This window comes from Primorskyibacter flagellatus, from assembly GCF_014638275.1.
Taxonomy (GTDB): domain Bacteria; phylum Pseudomonadota; class Alphaproteobacteria; order Rhodobacterales; family Rhodobacteraceae; genus Pseudooceanicola; species Pseudooceanicola flagellatus_A.
Window position 1 is genome coordinate 2,300,225 of the sequence record NZ_BMFJ01000001.1, and the last position, 23,538, is coordinate 2,323,762.

A 23,538-nucleotide genomic window follows, 5' to 3' on the forward strand; every position below is an offset into this window, starting at 1 on the left:
GCCTATGGTCCGGCAAACCGACCGGAGCACACATGTCCACCGAACTCCCCCCGTATTTCTTCCGCACCCGTGAAAACGGAGCGATCGTCTTCCGCGTGCTGACAGAGGACCGCGCCCGCCGGATCGAGCTGGACCAGATCGCCACGGTCAACATTCGCAACGGCGAAATCAAGCCGCAGGGCGACCGGGAGCTGACGGAGGAGGACGCCGCCGCCATCGCCGACTGGATGGAGGAACGGGTCGACGTGCTGGCCGCGCGGGACATCGACGATATCCTGCGCGCCGTGGACATGCTGAACCAGACCGCGCACTGGGCGCAGGCGAAGGCGACGGACGATCAGCTGGATATCGTGACCGACGCGATGCTGCTGGCGATGCACGACCTGCGCACCGTGCTGGTGCGCAAGAAGGCGGACCGGGTGCTCAGGTCGCGGGGGATGGCATAGGCGGCACCGGCTCGGGCGGCAGGGACAGGCGGAGCCGCGGGTAGACGCGGCGCCAGAACCACAGCATCAGCAGCACCGCCGCCAGGCCCAGGCCCGCGGCCAGCCCCAGCCAGACGCCGACCCCGCCGAGGCCAACCGGGAAGCCAAGGGTATAGGCGACCGGCAGGCCGACAAGCCAGTAACTGATGGTGGCGATGATCATGGGCACGCGGGTCTCCTGCACCCCGCGCAGCACCCCGATCGCCATGACCTGCATCGCGTCCGCCAGCTGGAACAGCGCCGCCGCGCCAAGCAGGACGGTGCCGATGGCGACGACCTCCTCCCGGCGCGGATCGGCGGGGTCGAGGAACAGGCCGATCAGCGGCCCCGGCAGGGTCACGAACAGCACGATGGTGATGGCCGCCGCACCGGCGGACATGGCGATTGCGGTCAGTGCGCCGTCCTTCATGCCCTGCCAGTCCCTCCGGCCCAGAGCGCGGCCCGCGCGCACCGTGGCGGCGTTGGACAGACCGAGGTGGATCATGAAGGTGACTGAGGCAATCTGCAGCGCGATGCCGTGCGCCGCCAGCGGCAGCGCGCCAAGCCAGCCCAGCATGACGGAGGAGGCGGAGAAAAGCGCGACCTCGGCCAGCATGGTCAGCCCGATCGGCACGCCAAGGGCAAAGACCCGGGCAAAGGCCTCCCAGTCCGGGCGCCACATGCGCTGGAACATGTTGTGCTCGGGCAGGCGGCGGCGGATGTAGGCGATCATCAGCAGCATGGAAGCCAGCTGCGTCACCACCGAAGCCGCCGCGGCCCCGCGGATCCCGAGCTCGGGGAAACCGGCGTTGCCGAAGATCATCAGCCAGTTGCACAGGGCGTTCACGCCGACGGCCGCGAGGGTGACCAGCAGGATGATCCGGGTCAGTTCCACGGCCGACAGGAAGCTCTTGAACACCATCAGGATGATCGCGGGCCAGAGGCCGAAGCCGGCGATCACCAGGTACTGTCCCGCCAGCGCCGCGACCTCGGGCGTCTGGCCGATGGCCGCGAAGATGCGGGCCGAGAACAGCATAAGCGGCAGGGTCACGAGCGCGTAGAGCGACACCAGCCAGAGCGCCATGCGGGTGGCCCGGCGGGCCTGCGTGGTGTCGCCGCGCCCCTCCGCTTCGGAGACCAGCGGCGTCACCGCCCAGGCAAAGCCGGACCCGGTGATGAAGACGACGAAGAAAAAGCCCCCGGCCAGCACCTGCGCGGCGAGGGCGGTGATGTCGTACCAGCCGAGCATGACCGCGTCCGTCAGGGTGATCGCGAACTGCGCGACGTGGCTGCCGACCAGCGGCAGGCCAAGCCCCAGGAGGGCGCGGGCGTGTTCCGTGTATCCGGGGCGGTTTTCCATCGCAGCCCATTACGACGGAGGGGCGGTCCGGGCAAGGAAAAGCGGGGGTTGCAAGGCCGTGATTGCGGCGGCGCCCGGCCCGTTGCGCGGTCAGACCAGCCGCAGGGCCAGCGACAGGGCGGCGGCGGCGATGACCGCCCCGGCGGCGCATTCGGTCAGCGCCATCAGCCGCGCGGCGCGTACCGGATCGGGCAGCAGCGCGCCAAGCCGGTCGACGGAGGAACGCCGCAGCCAGGCCGCGGCCAGCGCCGTGGCCACCGTGATCGCCGCCGTGCCCAGCCCCATGGCAAAGGTCCCGGCGATCCCGGCGCCCATGATGTCCATCCGCCAGGCGATGATGAGCACGAAAAGCGCGCCGGTGCAGGGCCGGACGGCAATCGCCGCGACCAGCACGACCGCATCGCGAAGGGATCGGACCTGTTCGGCCTGCGCGGGCGTGGGGCCATGAGCGTGGCCGCAGCCGCAGGCGTCGTCATGGGTGTGTGCGTGAGCATGGGTGTGGCCACGACGGGCGGCGCCAACATGGTCATGGTCATGGTCATGGTCATGGTCATGGTCATGGTCATGGTCATGGAGGGCCTGCCCCCCCTGCCCCGCCGCCGCAAGCCCGCGCAGACCCCGCACGGCCAGCCAGCACCCGACCAGCGCGACGGCCACGTAGGACAGCAGCGACAGTTCCCGGTCCGCCAGCCCGGTCACCTGCGTGCGGGTCCACTGCAGCGCGCCGATCCCCGCCAGCACCAGCAGCACCGCCGTCGCCGACTGCGCGAGGCTCGACACCAGCGCCAGCGCGGCCAGTCTCAGTGCGGCGATCCGGCGTCCCAGCCCGTAGCCGCCGATCAGCAGCTTGCCGTGCCCCGGTCCCGCCGCATGAAAGACCCCGTAAAGGAAGCAGACGGACATCAGTCCCCAGAGCGCTCCGGCATCCCCCTGCCGCAGCGCGCGCAGGGTCCGGGCAAGCACGGTCTGCGCCTCGCGCTGGCCGTCCCTGGCCCAGGCCCCTAGCGCGTCCAGCCCGCCACCCGGCCAGAGCCAGACCACCGCCGCCGCCGCCAGGAACAGCGGTGCCCAGGCGATCACCCGCCCGAACCGCACCGGATCGTCACCTTCTGCGCGAAGAGATGGCCAAGCAGGGGCACCTCCTCCGCATCCTCGGGAAAGGCCGACATGACCTCCTGCGCCTCGCGGTAGGCGGCGTCCTGATCGGGGTTGCCGATCTCGGCCCGGCACCGCGCCGCACCGCGGCCCGTCAGATGCACGCCGCCGGTCAGGTCGTAGGCGGTGTAAAACTCCGGATCGTAGGCCTGCAGGACCAGCCCCTCCGCCGGCACCGCAGGGCCGAGGGGGCGGCGATGGACCGAGACCAGCCGCGCCTCCGTCACGTCCGAGGATACGGGCTCCCGCTCTCCCAGGGCGATCTCCTCCCCGTCGGGAGCGGTGAGGTAAAGGTCGCCGGGATAGCCCTCTATCCACTTCATGTCCCAGCCGTCGATGACCGCCATTTCATCGGCCGTCAGTTCCCCGTCGGCATCGTCGTCCACCCCCATGTCCTGCATCATGAGGAGCGAGAAAAGCTCATCGTACAGCCAGCGGACCTCCACCGACTCGACCTCGGCACGGTCGTTGATCCGCAGGGTCAGGGCGGTGTCGACAAAGATGTGGGGATGCGCGGCGGCCGGGCCGGCAAGGCCCGCCATCACGGCAAGAGCGGTCTGGATCCGGCCTGTCATGTCACCTCCGGGCGGCGGCCCGGGCACCCCGCCAGCCGTCCCGCCCTGATTACCGCGCCCCCCGCAGCGCGGCAAGATGATGCCGCCGCAGCAACCGCGCGCAGGCGGTCTGCCGCGTCGCGGCGTGACATACTGTCGCGTATCTCCTAGCGTAAAGCAAAGCCGCGCGAGTCAGCGCAAGATTTCCGCGCGGCCGAAAAACGGGAGGAGACTATCATGAAATCATTCGTGAAACCGGCGTTTGCCGGACTGATGACCTGCGCCCTGCTGGCGGGTTCGGCGCTGGCCGAAAGCCATGCCAACATGGACTGGACCAAAAGCAAGTACGGACCCGACGACGAAATCGGCGCCGCCAACCTGCTGACCCCGGAACGCGCGAAGGCGGCGGCATCGCTGGTCACGACCGGCAAGACCTATTCGCTCGGGCTGACGCTGGACAACACGGTCCCGGCCTTCGCGCCGCGCTCCATGTCCATCGCGATCCTGCAGCCGGGCCAGGTCAACAACTCAGGCCTCGGCGCGACCAAGACGACCTATAACGACGACATCTTCATGGGCTGGCTCGGCATCGGGTCGCAGATCGACGGGCTGGGCCATATCGGCGTCGATCACATCTATTACAACGGCAACAACGGGTCGGACTTCGTCATGGGCGACGGGATGACCAAGCTCGGGATCGAGAAGGTGCCGCCGATGGTCACGCGCGGCGTCCTGCTCGACATGGCCAAGTTCTACGGCAAGGAAATGCTGGACGAAGGCACCGCCTACACGCGCGAGGACATCATGGCCGCCGCCGAGCAGCAGGGGGTCGAGATCCGCGAAGGCGACGTGGTGCTGTTCCATTCCGGCTGGCTCGACCTGCTGAAGGAGGAGACGCGGGATGCCGCCCGCTACGGTTCGGTCGAACCCGGGCTCGGCAAGACCGGGGCGGAGTATCTGGCGGAGATCGGTGTCGTCGCGGTCGGCGCGGACACCTGGGGTCTCGAGGCCGTGCCGTTCGAGGAAGGCGTCGGCGTCTTCGAGGTGCACCAGATCCTGCTGGCCCACAACGGCATCTACATCCTCGAGAACATGGTGACCGAAGAGATGGTCGCCGATGGCGTGACGGAGTTCATGTTCGTGCTCGGCCACGCCAAGGTGAAGGGTGCGGTGCAGATGATCATCAATCCGGTCGCGATCCGGTAGGAGGCAACGGGTCGCAGACGGGTACGCGGGCGGTTCCGTAGGGGGCCGCCCGTTCTTGTCTGCGGCTCGTGTCGCTCCGTCCGGGGATGCACTCAGTCCGGCAGCCCCGCCCGCACCAGGGCATCCAGCCAGCGCTGCCTCGGACCCTCGCTCAGCCAGTTTCCGGCATTGGCCGCAACCTCGCCGGCGACAGTCCATTCGGGCCGCGATTCCAGGTAGGCCGCAAGGTCGCGCCGCGCAGCCCCGATCTCTCCGGTGCAGACATGGATCACGGCGCGCAACTTGTTGATCTCAATCGGCGCGGAGGACAACCTGTCCATGGTGGCCTGCGCGCCGTCGCAGTCATCCGTCTGCCACTGGGCCCAGGCCCGCACCCATAGCGTAAGCACACCCGGCAAGGGATCGATCCGGTCCACCCGCGCCACTGTCTCAAGCAGCTTCCCGGTCTCGCCGGCATATATGTAGCTCTGCGCCAGCGCATTGAGCACCTGCGCAGAGGAGGGGTTCTGCTGCCGCGCCCGCTCCAGCACGGCAATTGATCCCGTGATATCCCCGCGCTGCATCAGCACACGCCCCAGGGCATAATGGGTCATGTAGTTCTGCGGGTTCAGATCGACCGCCTCGCGCGCGGCCGCCTCGGCTTCGGTCAACACCGGCTCCGGGCGGTTCAGATCCCATCCGAACCGCACGCCGTTGCGCAGCATCAAGGCGCGACCGACGTAGCCCCATTCCACATCCGGAAACTCCGCGATGCTCCGGTCCACATAGTTCAGTGCGGTCAGCCACTTCTCCCGCGAGGGTCCGCTCTGGAACAGCAGCCAGGCGCGGTTGCCGAGGATCAGCGCGTCGATCTCTCCGCTGCGGCGGGGCGTGCGGGCACTGGCCTCGATCACCGATCCGCCGACCAGATTGGCAATTCGGTGTGCGATGGCGTCGTTGGCCTCAAGCGCCTCGCCGATCGGGATTTCGAAAGCGTCGACCATGCGCAGGGTGCTGTCCCCCGCGTCGACCAGCTGCACCGAAAGCCGCACCACGTCACTGGCAAGGCTCTGCGTGCCCTGCACGATGTAATCGGCATTGAGCGCCGCTCCGATCTCGCGCAGGTCACGGGTCTGGTCGCGAAAGCGAAAGCTGGACTGGCGCGCGATCACGTCGAATTCCGAATAGCGCGCCAGGGTGGTGATGATGCTTTCACCAAGCGCGTCGCCGATTGCCGGCGCGTCGGCGGACGACGTGTCACCCGCGCTCAGGTCCGCGAATGGCAGCACCGCAAGCACGACCCTGGAAGCCGCATCCGGTGCCCGGCCCGGCCAGAACAACGCATAACCCGCCACCAGCCCCAGCAGGACGACCACGCAGACCAGCGCCGCCGTCCGCCGTCCGGTGCGGGCCGCCGGAGTCGCGACCCCGGTCTCCCGTTGCGGGACCAGCCGGTATCCCTTGCGCGGGACGGTCCGCACGATGGTCTTGTCATCGTCCTTCAGCGCCCGCCGGATGTCCGCGATGCACTGGATCAGCCCTTCCTCCGCGCCTTCCCGATTGTCCCAGACCCGGTCCACGATGGTGCGCCTCTCCACCGTCTCGCCCGGTGTCGCGGCCAGTTCCTGCAGCACTTGAAGCGACTGGTGGCGCAGATCGACGGCCGCGCCGGATGCGTCGCTCAACGCCCCTGTCAGCGGATCGAACCGGCACGCCCCAAGCCTGATTTCAGAACTTTTCATAAGTTCTCATTTGCCTGAAAGGCCCCTTCCTCGTCAGTGCTTGCCCAGGCCGACCGCCGCGGCGGACCGGCCTGTCCCCGACAGAGCCGATCCCGCGTCACTTCAGATGTCGCGATCCTACAGGGGGAGACCCGATGTTCAAAACACCCGTTGCAGCCTTGGCCGTTCTGGCCACGACGACCCTGACCCCGCCGCAGAGACGGCGACCATCCCGGGCACCGGTCCATCGGACACAGACCTTCTGGTCCATCTCGAGTGTTCCGAGACCGCCATGCACCGCCTGCTGTCCTTCGATGAGGCGCGGCAGTGCGGGCGGGCGTTCCAGCGGGTCAAGCTCTCCTTCGTTCCCGGCGTCGATCTCGCCGCCTATGATGCGCTCTCGCCCGAGGCCAAGGCGGCCGCAAACCTCACCGGGTACCAGCGGTATGTCGGGTGGTCCGAACTCAATGCCGCGAAACTCGACCTTCTCCGCGACCGGGTGAGGGCCGTGCGGGCGCTGGCGGCAGACTGACCCGTACCGGGCCCGCCGCGAAGGAACCCGGTCGCCTGACCAACGGAATTTTACAAAATGACCGGATTCGTCCATCTGGTCATTTTCCATCCTGCCCATCATTCATCCTTTTGGTTGACTCATTCACGCGACTCATGTAATTCACCCTTATGGATGAACGACAAGAGCAGACCCGGCTGACCGAAATCCTGAAAGCCACGTCCGACCCGACGCGGCGCGAGATCATGACAATCCTCGTTCAGGAAGGGCCTCAACGCGTGACGCGCCTCGCTGCGCATTTCGACATGAGCCTCAACTCGGTCTCCAAGCACATCAAGGCGCTGGAGCGGGCAGGCCTCGTGACGCGCCGGACCGAGTGGCGCGAACACCTGATCGCGCCGGAAATGGAGCCGCTCAGGCTCATCGACCAATGGTTCGGGCAGTTGCGCTCGGCCTGGGACCTCAGACTCGACCGGCTGGCCGAGATCGTCACGAAGGAGACGGACCAATGACTGTAGACCTTGCCCTGAAACTCACCCGCACCATCCCCGCCGCACCGGAAAAGGTGTTCGACGCCTGGCTCGACCCGCAGGTGATGGCGCTGTTCCTCTGCCCCGGCGAGGGCACGACCTCTCAGGTCACCAACGACCCGACGGTCGGCGGACGCTATGACATCCTGATGGAAGGCGGACCGCATGGCGAAGGCGTGCCGCACTGGGGCACCTACCGCCGGATCGACCGGCCCGAGGTTCTTGAATTCACATGGAATTCGCCCCACGCCGAACCCGACAGCATCGTGACCCTGACCTTCAAGCCGGTCTCCGGCGGGACCGAGGTGACGCTGGTGCATGACCGCTTCCCCTCCGACGGCGCGCGGTCGGGTCACGAAAAGGGCTGGACGTCGATCCTCGAGAAGCTGGAGGCCCGCTTCGCCTGATCCGGACGGGGAGGGTCGCGCGCCCTCCCCCTTCATCTTGCCGGAAATACCCCCGCCGGAGGCTCCCGGAGCCGCCGCCCGCGCCCGGCCCGGGACAACGCGCTTGATCCGCCATCAACGCCCCGCCACACTCGCCGCATGATCCGCCACGACCTGACGCTCAACGGCCAGACGATCCACCTGCGCGACACCGGCGACCCGGACGCGCCGGCGCTGCTCATGCTGCATGGGTTCCCCGAATACGGCGGGGCCTGGGGCGGGCTGGCGGCGCTGCTTTCGGACCGCTACCGCTGCCTCTTCCCGGACCAGCGCGGCTATGGCCGGTCCTCCGCCCCGGCAGAGGTGGAGGCCTATCGCATAAAGCCGCTGGTGGAGGACATGGCAGCGCTCATCACCTGGCTTGGCCGTCCGGTGACGGTGATCGGCCATGACTGGGGCGCGGCGGTGGCCTATGCGCTGGCGATCGCGCGGCCCGATCTCGTCGGGCGGCTGGTGATCCTGAACGGCGTGCATCCCGGCCCCTTCCAGGCGGCGCTGGCGACGGGCGGAGCGCAGGCGGCTGCGTCGCAATACATGCACGCCCTGCGCGCGGAAGGGGCGGAGGCGCATTTTTCGGCGGACGGTCACAGGCGGCTGCTGCGGCTCTTTGCCGAGAACATGGACATGTCCTGGATGACGTCCGACCTGCGCGAAACCTATGTCGCGGAATGGTCCCGGCCGGGGCGGCTCACGGGCATGCTGAACTGGTACCGCGCCTCGCCCGTGGTGGTCCCGAAACCGGGTGAGCCGGTCGCGATCCCGCCGCTGCCCGCCGACAGGTTCCGCGTGACCATGCCGCATCTGCTGATCTGGGGCCGGGGCGACACCGCGCTGCTGCCCGAGGCGACGGAGGGGCTAGAATCCTATTGCGCCGACCTGACACGGGTGGAGGTGCCCGGCGCGGACCACTGGATCGTGCACCAGCGGACGGAGGAAGTCGCGCATATCATCGGCAGCTGGCTGGCCGGGCAGACGGCGGGGTGATCCCACTGATGCCCCGCCGCTGCCGATCCGCACCACTCCCCCCGCCAACCGGAGCCCTGCCATGTCCGCCTTCGACACCCTGATCCCCGATGCCCAGGATTTCTGCCGTCGCCTCGCCGCGGACAACACGGCGGAGTTCTACAAGGCCCACAAGGAGGACTATCTCTCCCGCCTCAAGCGCCCGGCGGAGCTGTTGCTCGACAGCCTCGCGCCGCGGATCGCGGAGGTGACGGGCGGGACGGTCACGACCAAGCTGTTCAGGATTAATCGCGACCTGCGTTTCGCGAAGGGGCAGCCGCCCTACAAGGACTACCTGCACATGCTGTGGTATTCCCCGGCCGACGGTCCCGCGCCCATGGGATGGTTCTTCGGGATCGAGACAGACCGCGTGCGGGTCGGCGCGGGGTACATGGGTTTTGACGGACCGGCCCTGACCCGCTGGCGTGAGGTCATGGCCGGGCCGGAGGGGGCCGGGATCGCCGCGGGTATCGAGACGCAGCTTGCCGCCGGGGCCGAAATGCGCGACGCGGCGTTGAAACGGGTGCCGTCGCCCTATCCGCAGGACCATCCGCAGGCGGCGTTCCTGAAGCGAAAGGGCATGGGACTCTTCCGGACGATGCCCGCCCCCGCCGCCGATCTGCCGGGCGCGCTGCTGGCGGAATATGCAGGACTCTGGCCCGCGTTCGCGACGCTCACCCGCGCGATGAGCCGCTGACGCAGCGGCACGGCCACCACATCTTGCCCCCTTCCCGGGCAAATTGGCCTTCCCTAGTTGTCTATCCACAGGATTTTTGCCCAATCAGGCGGCGTTGAGGGGGATTCACGGCCTCCGGACGCTTGTGTTGCAGGGGGCTGCGCTGCCATAATCCCCGTCAAACAAGGAAAAGAGCAGCCGATGGCCGACGACCTACTGACCGAGACCGCTCCGGAGACCTACGACGCCTCCTCCATCGAGGTGCTGGAAGGGCTGGAGCCTGTCCGCAAGCGCCCCGGCATGTATATCGGCGGGACGGACGAACGGGCACTGCATCACCTTGTAGCCGAGATCCTCGACAACTCCATGGACGAGGCGGTGGCGGGTCATGCCAACCGGATCGAGGTGGAGCTTCACGAGGATTATTCTCTGACCGTGCGCGACAACGGGCGCGGCATGCCCTTCGATCCGCACCCCAAATTCCCCGGCAAGTCTGCGCTCGAGGTCATCCTCTGCACTCTGCACGCGGGCGGCAAGTTCGGCGGCAAGGCCTATGAGACATCGGGCGGCCTGCACGGCGTCGGCGCCTCGGTCGTCAACGCGCTGTCGGATTCCATGGTGGTGCAGGTGGCGCGCGACCGGAAGCTTGTGGAACAGCGGTTTTCACGCGGTGTGCCCCTTGGCCCGCTGCAGGAGATCGGCGCCGCCCCGAACCGGCGCGGCACGACGACGACCTTCCACGCGGACGAGCAGATCTTCGGCCATCACCGGTTCAAGCCCGCGCGGCTGTTCAAGTCGATCCGCTCCAAGGCCTATCTCTTCTCGGGCGTGGAAATCCGCTGGAAATCCGCCATCGACGATGGAGAGACCCCGACCGAGGCGACCTTTCACTTCCCCGGAGGCCTGTCGGACTACCTGAACGAAACCCTGACCGGGGCGATGACCTATGCCGACGCCCCCTTTGCGGGACGGGTCGATTTCCAGGGCCGCTTCGGCGTGCCGGGCCGGGTGGAATGGGCGGTGAACTGGACGCCGGTGCGCGACGGTTTCATCCAGTCCTACTGCAACACCGTGCCCACGCCCGAGGGCGGCACCCATGTCGCGGGGTTCTGGGCGGCGATCCTCAAGGGCATCAAGGCCTACGGAGAACTGGTGAACAACCGCAAGGCGGCGCAGATCACCCGCGAGGATCTGATCTATGGCGGCTGCGCGCTGGTCTCCTGCTTCATCCGCGAACCGGAGTTCGTCGGCCAGACCAAGGACCGGCTGGCCACGGTGGAGGCGCAGCGGCTGGTGGAAAACGCCGTGCGCGATCATTTCGACAACTGGCTGGCGGCGGATACGAAATCGGCGGGCGCGATCCTCGACTATCTGATCCTGCGGGCGGAGGAGCGTCAGCGCCGCCGTCAGGAGAAGGAGACTCAGCGCAAGACCGCCACCAAGAAGCTGCGCCTGCCCGGCAAGCTGACCGACTGTTCCGCCACGAACCGCGAGTCGACCGAGCTGTTCCTGGTGGAAGGTGATTCCGCAGGCGGGTCGGCCAAGATGGCGCGGGACCGGAAGCTTCAGGCGCTGCTGCCGCTGCGCGGGAAAATCCTCAACGTGCTTGGCGCGGCGTCGTCCAAGATCGGCACGAACCAGGAAATCAACGATCTCTGTCAGGCCATGGGCGTCGGCATGGGGACCAAGTTCAACGTCGAGGACCTGCGCTACGACAAGATCATCATCATGACCGATGCGGATGTCGACGGCGCGCATATCGCGTCGCTGCTGATGACCTTCTTCTTCACCCAGATGCGGCCGCTGATCGACAAGGGGCATCTCTACCTCGCCTGCCCGCCGCTTTACCGGCTGACGCAGGGCGCGCACCGCGTCTATTGCGCCGACGAGGCGGAGCGGGACGAATGGCTGGCCAAGGGGCTGGGCGGCAAGGGCAAGATCGAGGTCTCCCGCTTCAAGGGTCTGGGCGAAATGGACGCCAAGGACCTGAAGGAAACCACGATGGACGTGAACTCCCGCAAGCTGATCCGCGTCACCGTGGACGAGGAGGCGCCGGGCGAGACCGGCGATCTGGTCGAACGGCTCATGGGCAAGAAGCCGGAGCTGCGGTTCCAGTACATCCAGGAAAACGCGCGGTTCGCGGAGAACGTGGACGTCTGATCCGGCAGCCGGGGCGACTCGGGTGCCGGGCCGGGTGCGGTGTCGCGTGGCGGTGCCCTGCCATCTGACGGCCACATTGGCGGCTGTGGCGGCGGGACGACCCGTCAACGCGCCTCCCGAATGACGTGGAAATGCACTGTTTCCAGGTGTGCAACCACGGGTAAAGGCAGAATTCCGCCAACCGTCACAGCGGCCGCAACCCCTTGTACACAGGACCACAACCGTTCGACGGCGGATCGCGGACCGCCCGTGTGGTGCCTCTGACGACAAGTTTCTGCCGTCTTCCCGGTTCCCCCATTTTTCCGACACGGTCCTGCCCAGATCCGCCGCGACCCTGACGATCGAACCTGAAAACGGGCGATCAACGCCTCTGGGTAGGAACATGAAGAAGCTGCTGCACCGCCTGCGGTCCGATGAGAGCGGATCCGCGACAATCGAAGCGATCATCTGGATCCCGATCTTTGTCTGGGTCCTTGTGGTGATCGTGAACGCCTCGGTCGTGCTTTACCAGAAGAACGAGGCCTATCGCATCGTCCAGAATGCCAACCGGGTCCTGTCCACCGGCTACATGAAGACCGAGGCGGAGACCGAGGCCTTCATCCACGACCGTCTTGCCGGCATCGCGCCCGAGGCGGTCGTCACCACCCGCATCGTCGACGGCATCGTCACCTCGGACGTCAGCTATACGCTCGACACGCTGTTCATGCCGCATGTGGTCCGCGACCTGATGAACCTGAACGTATCGATCACCGCCCAGCACTTCATGGAATACTGAAACATGCCCCGATCCCTCCGCATCTTCCGCGCCCTCCGCACCTTCCGACAGACCGAGGACGGCAGCATGACGCTGCTGTCCCTCTACATCCTGGCCGGAGTCATGACGGTCAGCGCCATCGCCATCGACTTTTCCTACCTGCTTTCGGCGCGCAACCAGCTGCAGGTGGCCGCCGATGCGGCCGCACATGCGGCGCTTTACCTGCGGGAGACGAACTCTGCCGATCAGGCGCGCTCCAAGGCGGTGCAGGTCGCGCAGTACAGCATGCCCGAGGCTTCGTACGGCGCGGTCCTGCGCCCTTCGGACGTGGAATTCGGGTCATGGGACTATGCCAGCAAGACCTTCACGCCCGACCCGGATTCGGTCACGGCGGTGCGGGTGGTGCCGGGGCGCGACGCCACGCGCGGCAACCCGGTCACCGCCTACCTGTTCCGCTTCCTGAACAAGCCGCTCTGGGACGTCACCGCACAGGCCGTCTTCGTGATCCACGATCCCCACTGTTTCCGCGAAGGCTTCGTAGGCGAGGATGTGGTGGACATCCAGTCCAACAACGGCTTCTCCAACGGCTTCTGCCTGCACTCTAACACCTATGTCTCGGTCAATTCGAACAACACGTTCGAGGCGGGCACCGTGGTGTCGATGCCGGACAAGGAGGACATCGACCTTCCCCGTTCAGGCTTCGTGTCGAACGAGGGCCTGCATGCCGCGCTGCGCAACGGCTATTACCGGCTGCGGGTGCTGCGCCAGATGGAGGACATCTACGACGACCTCTATTTTGCCTATGGCAAATTCCTGCCGGACTACATCACCAGCAACGTACCGCTCAGCCTGTCGAAGAACAAGCTTGCGACGACGGATTTCGTCGCGGGCCGGGTGCACCGCATCACCTGTTCCGGCAACGCGCTGCAGATCGAGGCTGGGAGCTACCTCAACAAGGTCGTTCTCGTCACCGACTGTCCCGTCAAATTCGGCAGCAAAGTCACGCTGGAGGATGCGGTCGTCTTCACCCGCTCCACCGACGACAAGAGCATCTCTGCCGCCTCCGCGCTGCAGATCGGGCGCAACGATCATTGCGCCGTCGGCGGGGGGGCGCAGATCCTGACCTATGGCGGGCTGGAGGTGCCAAGCGACCTGCGCTTCTACGGCGGGCAGGTGATCGCGCGGCTGAACGTGGATTTCTCGGCCAACTCCGGCGGGATCGAGGGGGCGTCGATCATCTCGGGCTCCACCATTTCGGGCACGTCCAACATGACCATGGGGTTCTGCGGAACGGGGATGGAGGACAACTTCGCGGTGCCCTACTTCCGGCTGGCGTACTGAGCCCCCTCACCCCCGAGGGAGATCGGAAGATGCGAAGAAGGTGCCGCCCTTGCCACGCAGTTCCCTCTCCCCCTGGGGGAGAGGGCTAGGGTGAGGGGGAACCTACCCCGCCACCAGAACCCCGCCGTCCAGCCTGACCACCCGGTCCATCCGCTCGGCCAACGCCATGTTGTGTGTTGCGACCAGCGCCGCGAGGCCGGTCTGGCGCACGAGGTCCATCAGCGCGCCGAACACCCGGTCCGAGGTAGCGGGGTCGAGGTTGCCTGTCGGTTCGTCCGCCAGCAGCACGCGGGGCCGGTTCGCCAGCGCCCGGCAGAAGGCGACGCGCTGCTGTTCGCCGCCGGAAAGCGCGGCGGGGCGGTGGTTGGCGCGGTCGGCGACACCAACGGTTGCCAGAAGTTCCGCGGCGCGGGCCTTGGCCGCCCCCGGCGCGGTGCCGTTGGCGAGTTGCGGCAGGACGATGTTCTCTGCCGCCGTGAACTCGGGCAGCAGGTGGTGGAACTGGTAGACAAAGCCCACATCGGCGCGGCGCACGGCCGTGCGGCGGCGGTCGGGCAGGTCCTGCATGGCCTCGCCACCGATCCGGACCTCTCCGGCGTCGGGCGTGTCGAGCAGACCGGCGATATGCAGCAGCGTCGACTTGCCGGCACCGGAGGGCGCGACCAGCGCGACCGCTTCGCCCGCGCGCAGCGACAGGTCGAGCCCGCGCAGCACGCGGATCTCTCCGGGCTGGCCGGGGTTATAGACCTTTTCGATCCCCTTCAGCTCCAGCACCGGGTCACTCATAGCGCAGGGCCTCCACCGGGTTCATGCGCGCAGCCCGGCGGGCGGGGAAGATGGTGACGACAAAGGACAAGCCAAGCGACAGGGCGACGGCCGACAGGACGTCCTTCCACTGGAGCAGCGCCGGCAGGGCATAGATGCCGCGGACCGACGGATCCCACACGTTGCCGCCGGACATGCGGTCGACAAGCGCGAAAATTGGATCGATGTAGATGGCGAAAAGGCAGCCGAGGACCAGACCAATCGCCGTGCCGATCAGCCCGGTCGATGCGCCGCAGAGGAAGAAGACCCGCAGCACGGAGGCCTCCGTCAGGCCCATGGTGCGCAGGATGCCGATGTCACGCCCCTTGTTCTTCACCAGCATGATGAGTCCCGAGACGATGTTCATCGACGCGATCAGGACGAGGACCGAAAGGATGATGAACATCACGTTGTCCTCGATATCCAGCGCGCGCAGGAAGGACCCTGAGGCATCGCGCCAGGTCCAGATCAGCGCCCGCTCCCCGGCGGCGCGGAGCAGGTCGTAAGCCATCCGGTCAACCTCTTCGGGCCGGTCGACCATGATCTCGATCTCATCGGCGACGCCTTCGCGGTTGAAATAGCTCTGGGCCTCGGTGAAGGGCATGTAGACGCGCGTCTGGTCGATGTCGTAGCGTCCGGCGGTGAAGATATAGGTGATCTCGTAGGTCTTCACGCGGGGCGAGGTGCCGAAGGCGGTCTTCACCCCGTCGGGCGAAATCAGCTTGATCCGGTCGCCAAGCGTCAGGTTCAGCGCGCGCGCGACGCCGGAGCCGACCGCGATCCCCTCCTCCCCTCCGAAGGTTGCAAGGTCGCCTTGCGCGGTGTCCGGGTTGGCGATGCGGGGTATCGTGGCCAGATCCTCGGGCGCGATGCCGAAGACCTCGACCCCCGTCGTCGCGCCGCGGGCCGAGGCCATGACCTGCCCCTTCACCAGGGGCGCGGCGCGGGTCACGCCGGGCACGGCGGCGATGCGGGCGGCCATGTCGGTGTAGTCGGGAATGGTGCGGTCAAGGCGCCCGGCCTCGTTCGGCTCCCCCGCGTTGTAGATCGTGACATGGGCGTTGGCGCCAAGGATCGTGTCGACGAATTCGGCGCGGAATCCGGCGCGGACCGAGAGGGTGATGATAAGCGCGGCGACCGCCAGGGAAATGCCGATGAGGGAGATCCAGGTCATCACGGACACCCCGCCCTCGGCCCGGCGGGCACGCAGGTAGCGCCAGGCGATCAGCCATTCGAAGCGGGAAAACGGGGGCGGGCTGGCCGGCATGGGCACTCCTGTTCGCGGTCCGTCACATCTGCTGCGCGGGGCCGCGAAGGTCAAGCGCGGCGGGTGATCGGGGGGACACGTCTCTGTGGGCCCTTGCCCGGCGCGACCGGCGCCTTTTGGGCGGGACGGTGCAGGGGCGGTTCGCGGCGGGGCGCGCGGCGGCGGCGGAAGGGCATGGCCAGCAGGCGCAGGAGGGTGGAGAGCGCCGACAGGGCCAGCGCCCCGGCTACCAGCCCGATCCCGCCAAAGCTCACCCCGGCGAAGGTGAGTGGCAGGGCGGGCCGGAAATCCGCGGCGGTGGCCTGCAGCAGGTCCGCATCGCCGAAACGCGCGGGATGCAGCGCGCGGGTGAAGGGACCGGCGGCGCGCAGGGCGGCGAGGTCGGCCTCAAGCCGGGCATGACGGGCGATGGTGCGGGCCATGTCGCCGCGGCGCCGGTCGACAAAGGCGGTGCCGGTCATCTCGGCCAGGGCGGCATCGCGGGTCAGCCCTTCGGCCGCGGCGGAGGCGTCGAAATCCGCCACCACCCGCGCCAGTTCGTCCACCGCCCCGCCGAGGCGCTGCGTGTATTGCTGTGAGAATTCCGGGAACTGGGACAGACCCGCCGCGCCGGTCAGCGCCCCGGCCAGGGTCAGCATGCGTGCGATCATCGCGCACCTTTCGTTGTCTGCTCTGCCGGACAGTCTAGCCGATCCGGCGCGCGGAACCTAGCGGGAGCTGATCACGAGAGGGACACCGGTCATTCCGGCGCATAGGCGACGCGAACCATGGCCTGATCCAGTGCGATCATCCCCGCCCCTTCAAGGCAGGCGTCGTACCAGGCGGTCACGGTCCAGCCGATCCGCCAGTGAACCGCGTAGGTGCCAAAGTTCGGACCGTCCTCGAAACAGAGCGATCCGAAATGCCAGACGTTCACCCCCGGTGACATGTCGCGCTGCACCATGCCGAGCCCGTAATGCACCGGTCCTTCGATCCTGACGCGCGGCAGGTGGCGCAGGCGGCCGCCAAGCACCCCGTCGTTGCCGTAGTAGTGGTCCAGGAACCCGGCGTAATCCGCCATGGTCATCCGCCAGCCGCCCCAGGGCAGGTAGGCCGCGAAGGACGGATCCGCCGTCGCGCGCACCCCTGCCGGGGTCAGAACCCGGTCCCGGCAGGCGGTTGCGTAGTCCTGCCCGGTGACCCTTTCGATGACGGAGCCGAGAACGGCGTAGTTTTCGTTGGAATAATAGTATTCCGCCGCGCCGGTCGTCATTCGGGCGGGGTCGAGCGCGGCCTCTGTCAGTTCCGGCCAGCGCGGCGTCGGATCGTCCCGCCACCAGGACATCGCGCCCTGCGTACGGTCATGTTCAAGGCCCGTTGCGTGGTTCAGCAGGGCGGCCACGGTAACGGGCGCTGCGGCAGGCAGGCCAAGGACATCGCGTGCCTCCGTGTCATAGGTCAGCGCGCCGCTGCGGATCAGTTCGGATACGCAGACAGCCGTGATCGCCTTGGACAGCGAGGCGAGGGGCAGCGCCGCGTCCCCGGCCACGCCGGTGGACCAGACCGACACCGGCACGCCGTCGCGCCGGATCGCCAGTACGCCGCGGGTCGCGCCGCGGTCCTTCAGCCAGTCGGCAAAGGCGGCGCGGAAGCGTTCCGGCTTGGTGCCCTCCGCCGCCACCGGCAGGGCCAGGAGGCAGAGCAGGAGGACCAGCAGCCGCATCAGAGAGACGCGTAGATTGCCGCGACCTTCTTCACGGCATCCTCGGGCGGCAGTTCCTCGCTTTCGCCGGTACGGCGGGAGGTCAGTTCGACCACACCGTTCTTCAGGCCGCGCGGCCCGACGGTGATCCGCCAGGGCAGGCCGATCAGGTCCATCGTGGCGAACTTGCCCCCTGCCCGTTCGTCCCGGTCGTCGTAGAGCGGGTCGAGGCCAAGCGCGACAAAGCTGTCGTGCAGGGCGTCACAGGCCGCGTCGGCCTCCGCATCGCCCTGCTTGAGGTTGACGATGCCGACGTGGAACGGGGTCACGCCCTCGGGCCAGATGATGCCCTTGTCGTCATGAGAGGCCTCGATGATCGCGCCAAGCAGGCGGGACACGCCGATGCCATGCGATCCCATATGGACCGGGACCTGCGCGCCCTCGGCATTCTGGACCGTCGCGCCCATGGGTTCGGAATACTTGGTGCCGAAATAGAAGATCTGGCCGACTTCGATGCCACGGGCGGAGCGGCGGCGCTCCTCGGGGATCTGGTTGAACAGCGCCTCGTCGTGCGTTTCGTCGGTGCGCGCGTAGCGGGAGGTGAACTCCTCGAGCACGGCCTGGCACTGTTCGACGGAATCATAGTCGATCTCGCGGTCGCCGAACTTCAGGTCGGTGATCTCGCTGTCGTAGAATACCTCCGACTCGCCGGTGTCGGCCAGCACGAGGAATTCATGCGTGTCGTCGCCGCCGATCGGGCCGGAGTCCGCGCGCATCGGGATCGCCTGAAGCCCCATGCGTTCGTAGGTCCGCAGGTAGCTGACGAGGTGGCGGTTGTAGGCGTGCAGCGCGTCCTCTTTCGTGAGGTCGAAGTTGTAGCCGTCCTTCATCAGGAATTCGCGGCCCCGCATCACGCCAAAGCGCGGGCGCATCTCGTCCCGGAACTTCCACTGGATGTGGTAGAGCGTCAGCGGCAGGTCCTTGTAGCTGCGGATATAGGACCGGAAGATGTCGGTAATCATGTCCTCGTTCGTCGGACCGTAAAGCATTTCGCGCCCCTGACGGTCCTTGATGCGCAGCATTTCGTCCCCGTAGGCGTCGTAGCGGCCGGATTCGCGCCAGAGGTCGGCGGACTGGATCGTCGGCATCAGCAGCGGGATGTGACCCGCGCGCTGCTGTTCCTCGTGCACGATGGTCTCGATCTTCTTCAGCACCTTGTAGCCGAGCGGCAGCCAGGAATAGATCCCGGCGGAGGCCTGCTTGATCATCCCGGCCCGCAGCATGTAGCGGTGGCTGACGATCTGGGCTTCGGCGGGGGTTTCCCGGAGAATGGGCAGGAAATAGCGGCTGAGGCGCATGTCGGGTCCTTCGGAAGGGCGTTCCCGAAGCGGTTTACTGGCGTGGCCGGGGCGAGACAAGAGCAGGTCGCTGGCCGCGCCTGCTTCGGCGGCGGCAGTCCGGCCTGACACGCGCGAAACGACGGGATTCACGGGAAAAAGGCCTGCGCCGCCCCGTAGGTTGGGGATGAGGGCGGCGCAGGTGGCCGCGCTGCATCGGGACAGACGCATGCGGCGGGACACTCACCCGACGCGGTCCGCAAATGCCGGGACGCCGGGGGCGTTGCACGCTCCGCCGGGCCAAGCCCCGCGGCCGGGACGGACCCGGACAGCAGCAACGCTTTCAGATAGCCGCGGGACGCAGGGTCGCGACAGTCAGGAATTCCCTACCTGAAAGTATAGGGCGCTGGCAAGGCTGCGCCGCGTACCCCACTTGAAGAACACCGCAAGAACAGGGACACTGCCGCCCGCAGACAGGAGAACGCCATGGCCCTGCCCGTACGGGAACAGCTGAAATACTGGGGCATCGCCACGGCGGTGTTCCTGATCGCGCTCTGGTGGCTGGGCGACGTGATCCTGCCTTTCGTGCTGGGCGGAGCGGTGGCGTATTTCCTGGACCCGGTGGCCGACCGGCTCGAATCCATGGGGGCAAGCCGGGCGCTGGCCACGGCCGTGATCACATTGGTGGCGATCCTGATCTTCGTGCTGCTGGCGCTGCTGGTGATCCCGACGCTCATCAACCAGACAGTTGCCCTGTTCGATGTGGCGCCGAAGGTGTTTCAGAACCTTCAGACATTCCTGACAAGCCGGTTTCCCGACCTGCTGGACCAGGATTCCACGCTGCGCCAGTCGCTGACGGCCGTCGGTGAGACGATTCAGTCCAAGGGCGGGCAACTGCTGCAGACGGCGCTGACCTCGGTCGGGTCGATCCTGAACGTGGTGGTGCTGTTCGTCATCGTGCCGGTGGTCGCCTTCTACCTGCTTTACGACTGGGACCGCATGGTGGCAGAGGTGGACAGCCTGCTGCCCCGCGAACACGCACCGACGATCCGCCGGCTCGCGCGTGAGATCGACGCGACGCTGGCCGCCTTCATCCGGGGCATGGGCACGGTCTGCCTGATCCTCGGGACCTATTACGCCGTGGCGCTGATGCTGGTCGGGCTGCAGTTCGGGCTGGTGGTCGGGGCCTTCGCGGGGCTTATCACCTTCATTCCCTACGTCGGCGCGCTGCTTGGCGGGGCGCTGGCGATCGGGCTGGCGCTGTTCCAGTTCTGGGGTGACTGGGTCTCCATCGGGCTGGTCGCGGGCATCTTCGTGCTGGGACAGGTGGTGGAAGGCAACGCGCTCACGCCCAAGCTGGTCGGGGATTCCGTCGGGCTGCACCCGGTCTGGCTGATCTTCGCGCTGTCGGTCTTCGGGTCGCTCTTCGGATTCGTCGGGATGCTGGTCGCGGTGCCGGTCGCGGCGGCCATCGGGGTGCTGATGCGCTTTGTCGTGTCGCGCTACCGGGACAGCCGGCTGTATCGCGGAACAGACACCGACGCCGCAGGCCGGCGCTGATCCATGTCCGCCCCGCTGCCGCTCGACCATCCCCGGAAAGAGGGACTGAGCCGCGATGATTTCGTCGTCGCGCCCGGCAATGCGGTGGCGCTGGCCATGATCGAGGGTTGGCGTGCCTGGCCGGACGGGAAGCTGGTGCTCACCGGTCCCTCGGGGTCGGGCAAGACGCATCTGGCGCATGTCTGGGCCGGGATGACGGGCGGGCGGATCGTTTCTGCCCGCGATCTTTCCGGGGCCGACATACCCGCGCTGGCCGCCGCGCCACTGGCCGTGGAGGACGTGGACCGTATCGCCGCGCGTGAGACCGAGGACGCGCTGTTCCACCTGCACAACCTCATGCGGGCGGAACGCCTGCCGCTGCTTCTGACCGGCGCGCGGGTCGTCGCCGCCTGGCCGCTGACGCTGCCGGACCTGAGAAGCCGGTTGCAGGGCGCACAGTCGGCGGTGCTGGAAAGCCCGGACGACACACTGCTCGTGGCGCTTCTGGTCAAGCTGTTCGCAGAGCGCCAGCTGCAGGTCGCGCCGCAGGTGATCGACTATCTCGTAAAGCGCATGGACCGGTCGTTTTCCGCCGCCCGGAAGGTCGTGGCGGATCTGGATGCGGCAAGTCTGGCGGAACGGCGCGCGATCACGGTGCGGCTGGCGGCCGAGGTTCTGGACAAGTTTCCGGCCCCCGGGTCATAAAAGCTTCTTACTTCCCGCCTAGCCCTCACCCACCCTCAGCCCCCGCGTGGACCCGTAAATGACCAGTGCCGATTTTCTCCATTCCGACATTCCAGAAGCGCAGGACCTGCCCGGAACGGACCTGACCGGCCCCGGCCGCTTCGTGAACCGGGAACTCAGCTGGCTCGGCTTCAACTGGCGGGTGCTGGAGGAGGCGGACAATCCCCGGGTTCCCCTGCTGGAACGGCTGCGGTTCCTGTCCATCAGTGCCGCCAACCTCGACGAATTCTACACGGTGCGGGTCGCCGGCCTGCGCGAACTGACGCGCGAGGGGCATACCTCGCCTGCGGCGGACGGGCTGACGCCTTCGGAACAGCTGGCGCTGATCGACGCGGATGCGCGCAAGCTGATGACGCAACAGCAGGACGCGCTGGACCGGCTCATCGCCGAGATGCGGGCGGCGGGGATCATCGTGCTGGGCCGCGACGACCTGACAGAGGCGGACCGGACCCATCTGGCGGATGTGTTTCTCTACAAGGTGTTCCCGGTGCTCTCTCCGCTGGCCATCGACCCGGCGCATCCCTTCCCCTTCATCCCGAACATGGGCTTTTCCTTCGCGCTGATGCTGGAACGTCGCCGGGACAGCCGGATGCTGCAGGCGCTTCTGCCGATCCCCCAGCAGATCCCGCGGTTCATCCCCTTGCCCGGCCCCGCGGGGGAACACCGCTTCCTGCCGCTGGAAGACCTGCTCCTGCTCAACATCGACCAGCTGTTCCCGGGCTATCGCACCGTGGGGTCCTGCACCTTCCGCGTGCTGCGCGACAGCGACCTTGAGGTGGAGGAAGAAGCCGAGGATCTGGTGCGGGAATTCGAAACCGCGCTGAAGCGGCGGCGGCGAGGGGAGGTCGTGCGGATGAAGATCTCCGCCGACGCGCCCCCCGCCCTCCGGTCGGTCATCATGCGAGAATTGCGCGTGAACCCGGACGAGGTGATCGAGGTCGACGGGCTGATCGGCCTGTCGGACCTGCGCGAACTGGTGATCGACGCGCGGCCCGACCTGCTCTGGCCGGTGTTCACGCCGCGGGTGCCGGAACGGGTGCAGGACCACGACGGCGACATGTTCGCGGCGATCCGGCAGAAGGACATGCTGCTGCACCATCCCTACGAGACCTTCGACATGGTGGTGCGGTTCCTCGAACAGGCGGCGCATGATCCGGACGTGGTGGCGATCAAGCAGACGCTCTACCGGACGTCCAAGAACTCTCCGATCGTGGAGGCGCTGTGCGACGCGGCAGAGGACGGGAAATCGGTCACGGCTCTGGTGGAGTTGAAGGCGCGCTTCGACGAGGCCGCGAACATCCGCCAGTCCCGCCGGCTCGAACGCGCCGGGGCGCATGTCGTCTATGGCTTCGTCGACTGGAAGACCCATGCCAAGATCTCAACCGTCGTGCGGCGGGAGGGCGACGCGCTGGTGACCTATACGCATTACGGCACGGGGAACTACCATCCGATCACGGCGCGGATCTACACCGACCTGAGTTTCTTTACCTGCGACGCGGCGCTCGGGCGGGACGCGACCAAGGTGTTCAACTACCTCTCGGGCTACGCCCAGCCCGAGACGCTGGAGAACCTCAAGATCAGCCCGCACCGGATGAAGGATTTCCTGCTGGAGCAGTTCGAGGCGGAGGCCGCCCATGCCCGCGCCGGCCGCCCCGCCCGCATCTGGGCGAAGATGAATTCGCTGATCGAACCGGACGTGATTGACGGGCTTTACCGCGCCTCCCAGGCGGGGGTGAAGATCGATCTGGTGATCCGCGGCATCTGCGGCATCCGGCCCGGCGTGAAGGGCCTGTCGGAGAATATCCGCGTGAAGTCTGTCGTGGGGCGGTTCCTGGAGCACAGCCGGATCGTCTGTTTCGGCAACGGGCACGGGCTGCCGTCCAAGGGATCGCGGGTCTTCATCTCCTCCGCAGACTGGATGGGGCGCAACCTGAACCGCCGGGTGGAAACGCTGGTGGAGATCACCAACGCCACCGTCAAGGCGCAGATCGTCAGCCAGATCATGGCGGCGAACCTCGCCGACCTCGCGCAGAGCTGGGTGATGCAGCCGGACGGGCATTTCCTGCGGGCGGAGCTTCCCGCCGGTCAGCTGGCCTTCAACTGCCACCGCTTCTTCATGGAAAACCCCTCCCTGTCGGGCCGGGGGTCCGCAGGGGCGAAGGACGTGCCGGTGCTGACCCACGAGGCGGAGTGAGGCCGGACGGGGGCGGGCGCCTCCGGCGGGGATATTTGGTGCAAGATGAACGGGGATGGCGGCGCGCGTGCGGCGTGCGGTTGAAGTGTGGCGGGGCCCGTGAGAGACTTGCC

At 67.3% G+C, this 23,538-nt stretch carries 22 protein-coding genes; 13 read left to right on the top strand and 9 right to left on the bottom strand.

What is annotated here, in order from left to right:
* The first annotated feature begins 32 nt into the window (after nucleotides 1–32).
* Nucleotides 33–446, top strand: a complete 414-nt coding sequence (locus IEV87_RS11435; RefSeq protein WP_188477802.1) for a hypothetical protein — start codon at nucleotides 33–35, stop codon at nucleotides 444–446.
* Here IEV87_RS11435 and IEV87_RS11440 read toward each other — a convergent pair.
* From IEV87_RS11440 to IEV87_RS11450, 3 genes are all read right to left on the bottom strand, one after another.
* Nucleotides 424–1,824 carry an MATE family efflux transporter gene (locus IEV87_RS11440; RefSeq protein ID WP_188477803.1) on the bottom strand — a complete coding sequence of 467 codons (1,401 nt, stop codon included), beginning with the start codon at nucleotides 1,822–1,824 and terminating at the stop codon, nucleotides 424–426. The genes IEV87_RS11435 and IEV87_RS11440 overlap by 23 nt on opposite strands.
* A 90-nt stretch (nucleotides 1,825–1,914) precedes the next feature.
* Entirely contained in the window at nucleotides 1,915–2,919 is a 1,005-nt protein-coding gene (locus IEV87_RS11445) for a nickel/cobalt transporter (RefSeq protein ID WP_229737539.1), read from the bottom strand.
* Nucleotides 2,901–3,554, bottom strand: coding sequence for a DUF1007 family protein (locus IEV87_RS11450; RefSeq protein ID WP_188477804.1), 654 nt, complete (start codon nucleotides 3,552–3,554; stop codon nucleotides 2,901–2,903). The genes IEV87_RS11445 and IEV87_RS11450 overlap by 19 nt, the downstream gene beginning before the upstream one ends.
* Before the next feature lie 216 nt (nucleotides 3,555–3,770).
* Here IEV87_RS11450 and IEV87_RS11455 point away from each other — a divergent pair, with 216 nt between their 5' ends.
* On the top strand, nucleotides 3,771–4,739 hold the full coding sequence (locus tag IEV87_RS11455; RefSeq protein WP_188477805.1) for a cyclase family protein: 969 nt from the start codon (nucleotides 3,771–3,773) through the stop codon (nucleotides 4,737–4,739).
* Between the two features lie 92 nt (nucleotides 4,740–4,831).
* Here the strand turns inward: IEV87_RS11455 and IEV87_RS11460 are convergent, their stop codons facing one another.
* A complete protein-coding gene (locus IEV87_RS11460; protein ID WP_188477806.1) occupies nucleotides 4,832–6,460 on the bottom strand; it encodes a winged helix-turn-helix domain-containing protein in 1,629 nt (542 codons plus the stop codon).
* 271 nt (nucleotides 6,461–6,731) lie between these two features.
* Between IEV87_RS11460 and IEV87_RS11465 the strand changes: the two genes are divergently transcribed.
* From IEV87_RS11465 to IEV87_RS11500, 8 genes are all read left to right on the top strand, one after another.
* Entirely contained in the window at nucleotides 6,732–6,971 is a 240-nt protein-coding gene (locus IEV87_RS11465) for a hypothetical protein (RefSeq protein ID WP_188477807.1), read from the top strand.
* Nucleotides 6,972–7,120: 149 nt separating this feature from the next.
* Complete coding sequence (locus IEV87_RS11470; RefSeq protein ID WP_188477808.1) at nucleotides 7,121–7,462, top strand: ArsR/SmtB family transcription factor; 342 nt, start codon at nucleotides 7,121–7,123, stop codon at nucleotides 7,460–7,462.
* Nucleotides 7,459–7,887 (top strand): SRPBCC family protein, encoded by a 429-nt coding sequence (locus IEV87_RS11475; RefSeq protein ID WP_188477809.1) that lies wholly within the window; start codon nucleotides 7,459–7,461, stop codon nucleotides 7,885–7,887. Before IEV87_RS11470 ends, IEV87_RS11475 begins: the two co-directional genes overlap by 4 nt.
* A gap of 138 nt (nucleotides 7,888–8,025) precedes the next feature.
* Nucleotides 8,026–8,910 carry an alpha/beta fold hydrolase gene (locus IEV87_RS11480; protein WP_188477810.1) on the top strand — a complete coding sequence of 295 codons (885 nt, stop codon included), beginning with the start codon at nucleotides 8,026–8,028 and terminating at the stop codon, nucleotides 8,908–8,910.
* 61 nt (nucleotides 8,911–8,971) lie between these two features.
* Nucleotides 8,972–9,625 carry a DUF2461 family protein gene (locus IEV87_RS11485; RefSeq protein WP_188477811.1) on the top strand — a complete coding sequence of 218 codons (654 nt, stop codon included), beginning with the start codon at nucleotides 8,972–8,974 and terminating at the stop codon, nucleotides 9,623–9,625.
* Nucleotides 9,626–9,805: 180 nt separating this feature from the next.
* A complete protein-coding gene (gene parE, locus IEV87_RS11490; protein ID WP_188477812.1) occupies nucleotides 9,806–11,764 on the top strand; it encodes a DNA topoisomerase IV subunit B in 1,959 nt (652 codons plus the stop codon).
* A 382-nt stretch (nucleotides 11,765–12,146) separates the two neighbouring features.
* The gene (locus tag IEV87_RS11495; RefSeq protein WP_188477813.1) at nucleotides 12,147–12,539 is read left to right on the top strand and encodes a TadE/TadG family type IV pilus assembly protein; all 393 of its coding nucleotides are present in this window, start codon (nucleotides 12,147–12,149) and stop codon (nucleotides 12,537–12,539) included.
* A gap of 3 nt (nucleotides 12,540–12,542) precedes the next feature.
* Nucleotides 12,543–13,859 (top strand): pilus assembly protein TadG-related protein, encoded by a 1,317-nt coding sequence (locus IEV87_RS11500; RefSeq protein WP_229737540.1) that lies wholly within the window; start codon nucleotides 12,543–12,545, stop codon nucleotides 13,857–13,859.
* Nucleotides 13,860–13,961: 102 nt separating this feature from the next.
* Here the strand turns inward: IEV87_RS11500 and IEV87_RS11505 are convergent, their stop codons facing one another.
* The 5 genes from IEV87_RS11505 to proS form a co-directional block, all read right to left on the bottom strand.
* Nucleotides 13,962–14,645, bottom strand: coding sequence for an ABC transporter ATP-binding protein (locus IEV87_RS11505; protein WP_188477814.1), 684 nt, complete (start codon nucleotides 14,643–14,645; stop codon nucleotides 13,962–13,964).
* Nucleotides 14,638–15,930, bottom strand: coding sequence for a lipoprotein-releasing ABC transporter permease subunit (locus IEV87_RS11510; protein ID WP_188477815.1), 1,293 nt, complete (start codon nucleotides 15,928–15,930; stop codon nucleotides 14,638–14,640). Before IEV87_RS11510 ends, IEV87_RS11505 begins: the two co-directional genes overlap by 8 nt.
* 50 nt (nucleotides 15,931–15,980) lie before the next feature.
* Nucleotides 15,981–16,580, bottom strand: a complete 600-nt coding sequence (locus IEV87_RS11515; protein ID WP_188477816.1) for a DUF2937 family protein — start codon at nucleotides 16,578–16,580, stop codon at nucleotides 15,981–15,983.
* A gap of 89 nt (nucleotides 16,581–16,669) precedes the next feature.
* On the bottom strand, nucleotides 16,670–17,632 hold the full coding sequence (locus tag IEV87_RS11520; RefSeq protein ID WP_188477817.1) for a serine hydrolase domain-containing protein: 963 nt from the start codon (nucleotides 17,630–17,632) through the stop codon (nucleotides 16,670–16,672).
* Entirely contained in the window at nucleotides 17,632–18,969 is a 1,338-nt protein-coding gene (gene proS / locus IEV87_RS11525) for a proline--tRNA ligase (RefSeq protein WP_188477818.1), read from the bottom strand. The genes IEV87_RS11520 and proS overlap by 1 nt, the downstream gene beginning before the upstream one ends.
* A gap of 465 nt (nucleotides 18,970–19,434) precedes the next feature.
* Here proS and IEV87_RS11530 point away from each other — a divergent pair, with 465 nt between their 5' ends.
* The 3 genes from IEV87_RS11530 to IEV87_RS11540 are packed head-to-tail and all read left to right on the top strand — an operon-like array spanning nucleotide 19,435 to nucleotide 23,425.
* Nucleotides 19,435–20,508: an AI-2E family transporter gene (locus IEV87_RS11530; protein WP_188477819.1), complete on the top strand. Its 1,074-nt coding sequence runs from the start codon at nucleotides 19,435–19,437 to the stop codon at nucleotides 20,506–20,508.
* A 3-nt stretch (nucleotides 20,509–20,511) separates the two neighbouring features.
* Nucleotides 20,512–21,192 (top strand): HdaA/DnaA family protein, encoded by a 681-nt coding sequence (locus IEV87_RS11535; protein ID WP_188477820.1) that lies wholly within the window; start codon nucleotides 20,512–20,514, stop codon nucleotides 21,190–21,192.
* A gap of 58 nt (nucleotides 21,193–21,250) precedes the next feature.
* Nucleotides 21,251–23,425, top strand: coding sequence for an RNA degradosome polyphosphate kinase (locus IEV87_RS11540; protein ID WP_188477821.1), 2,175 nt, complete (start codon nucleotides 21,251–21,253; stop codon nucleotides 23,423–23,425).
* The last annotated feature ends 113 nt before the right edge of the window (nucleotides 23,426–23,538 follow it).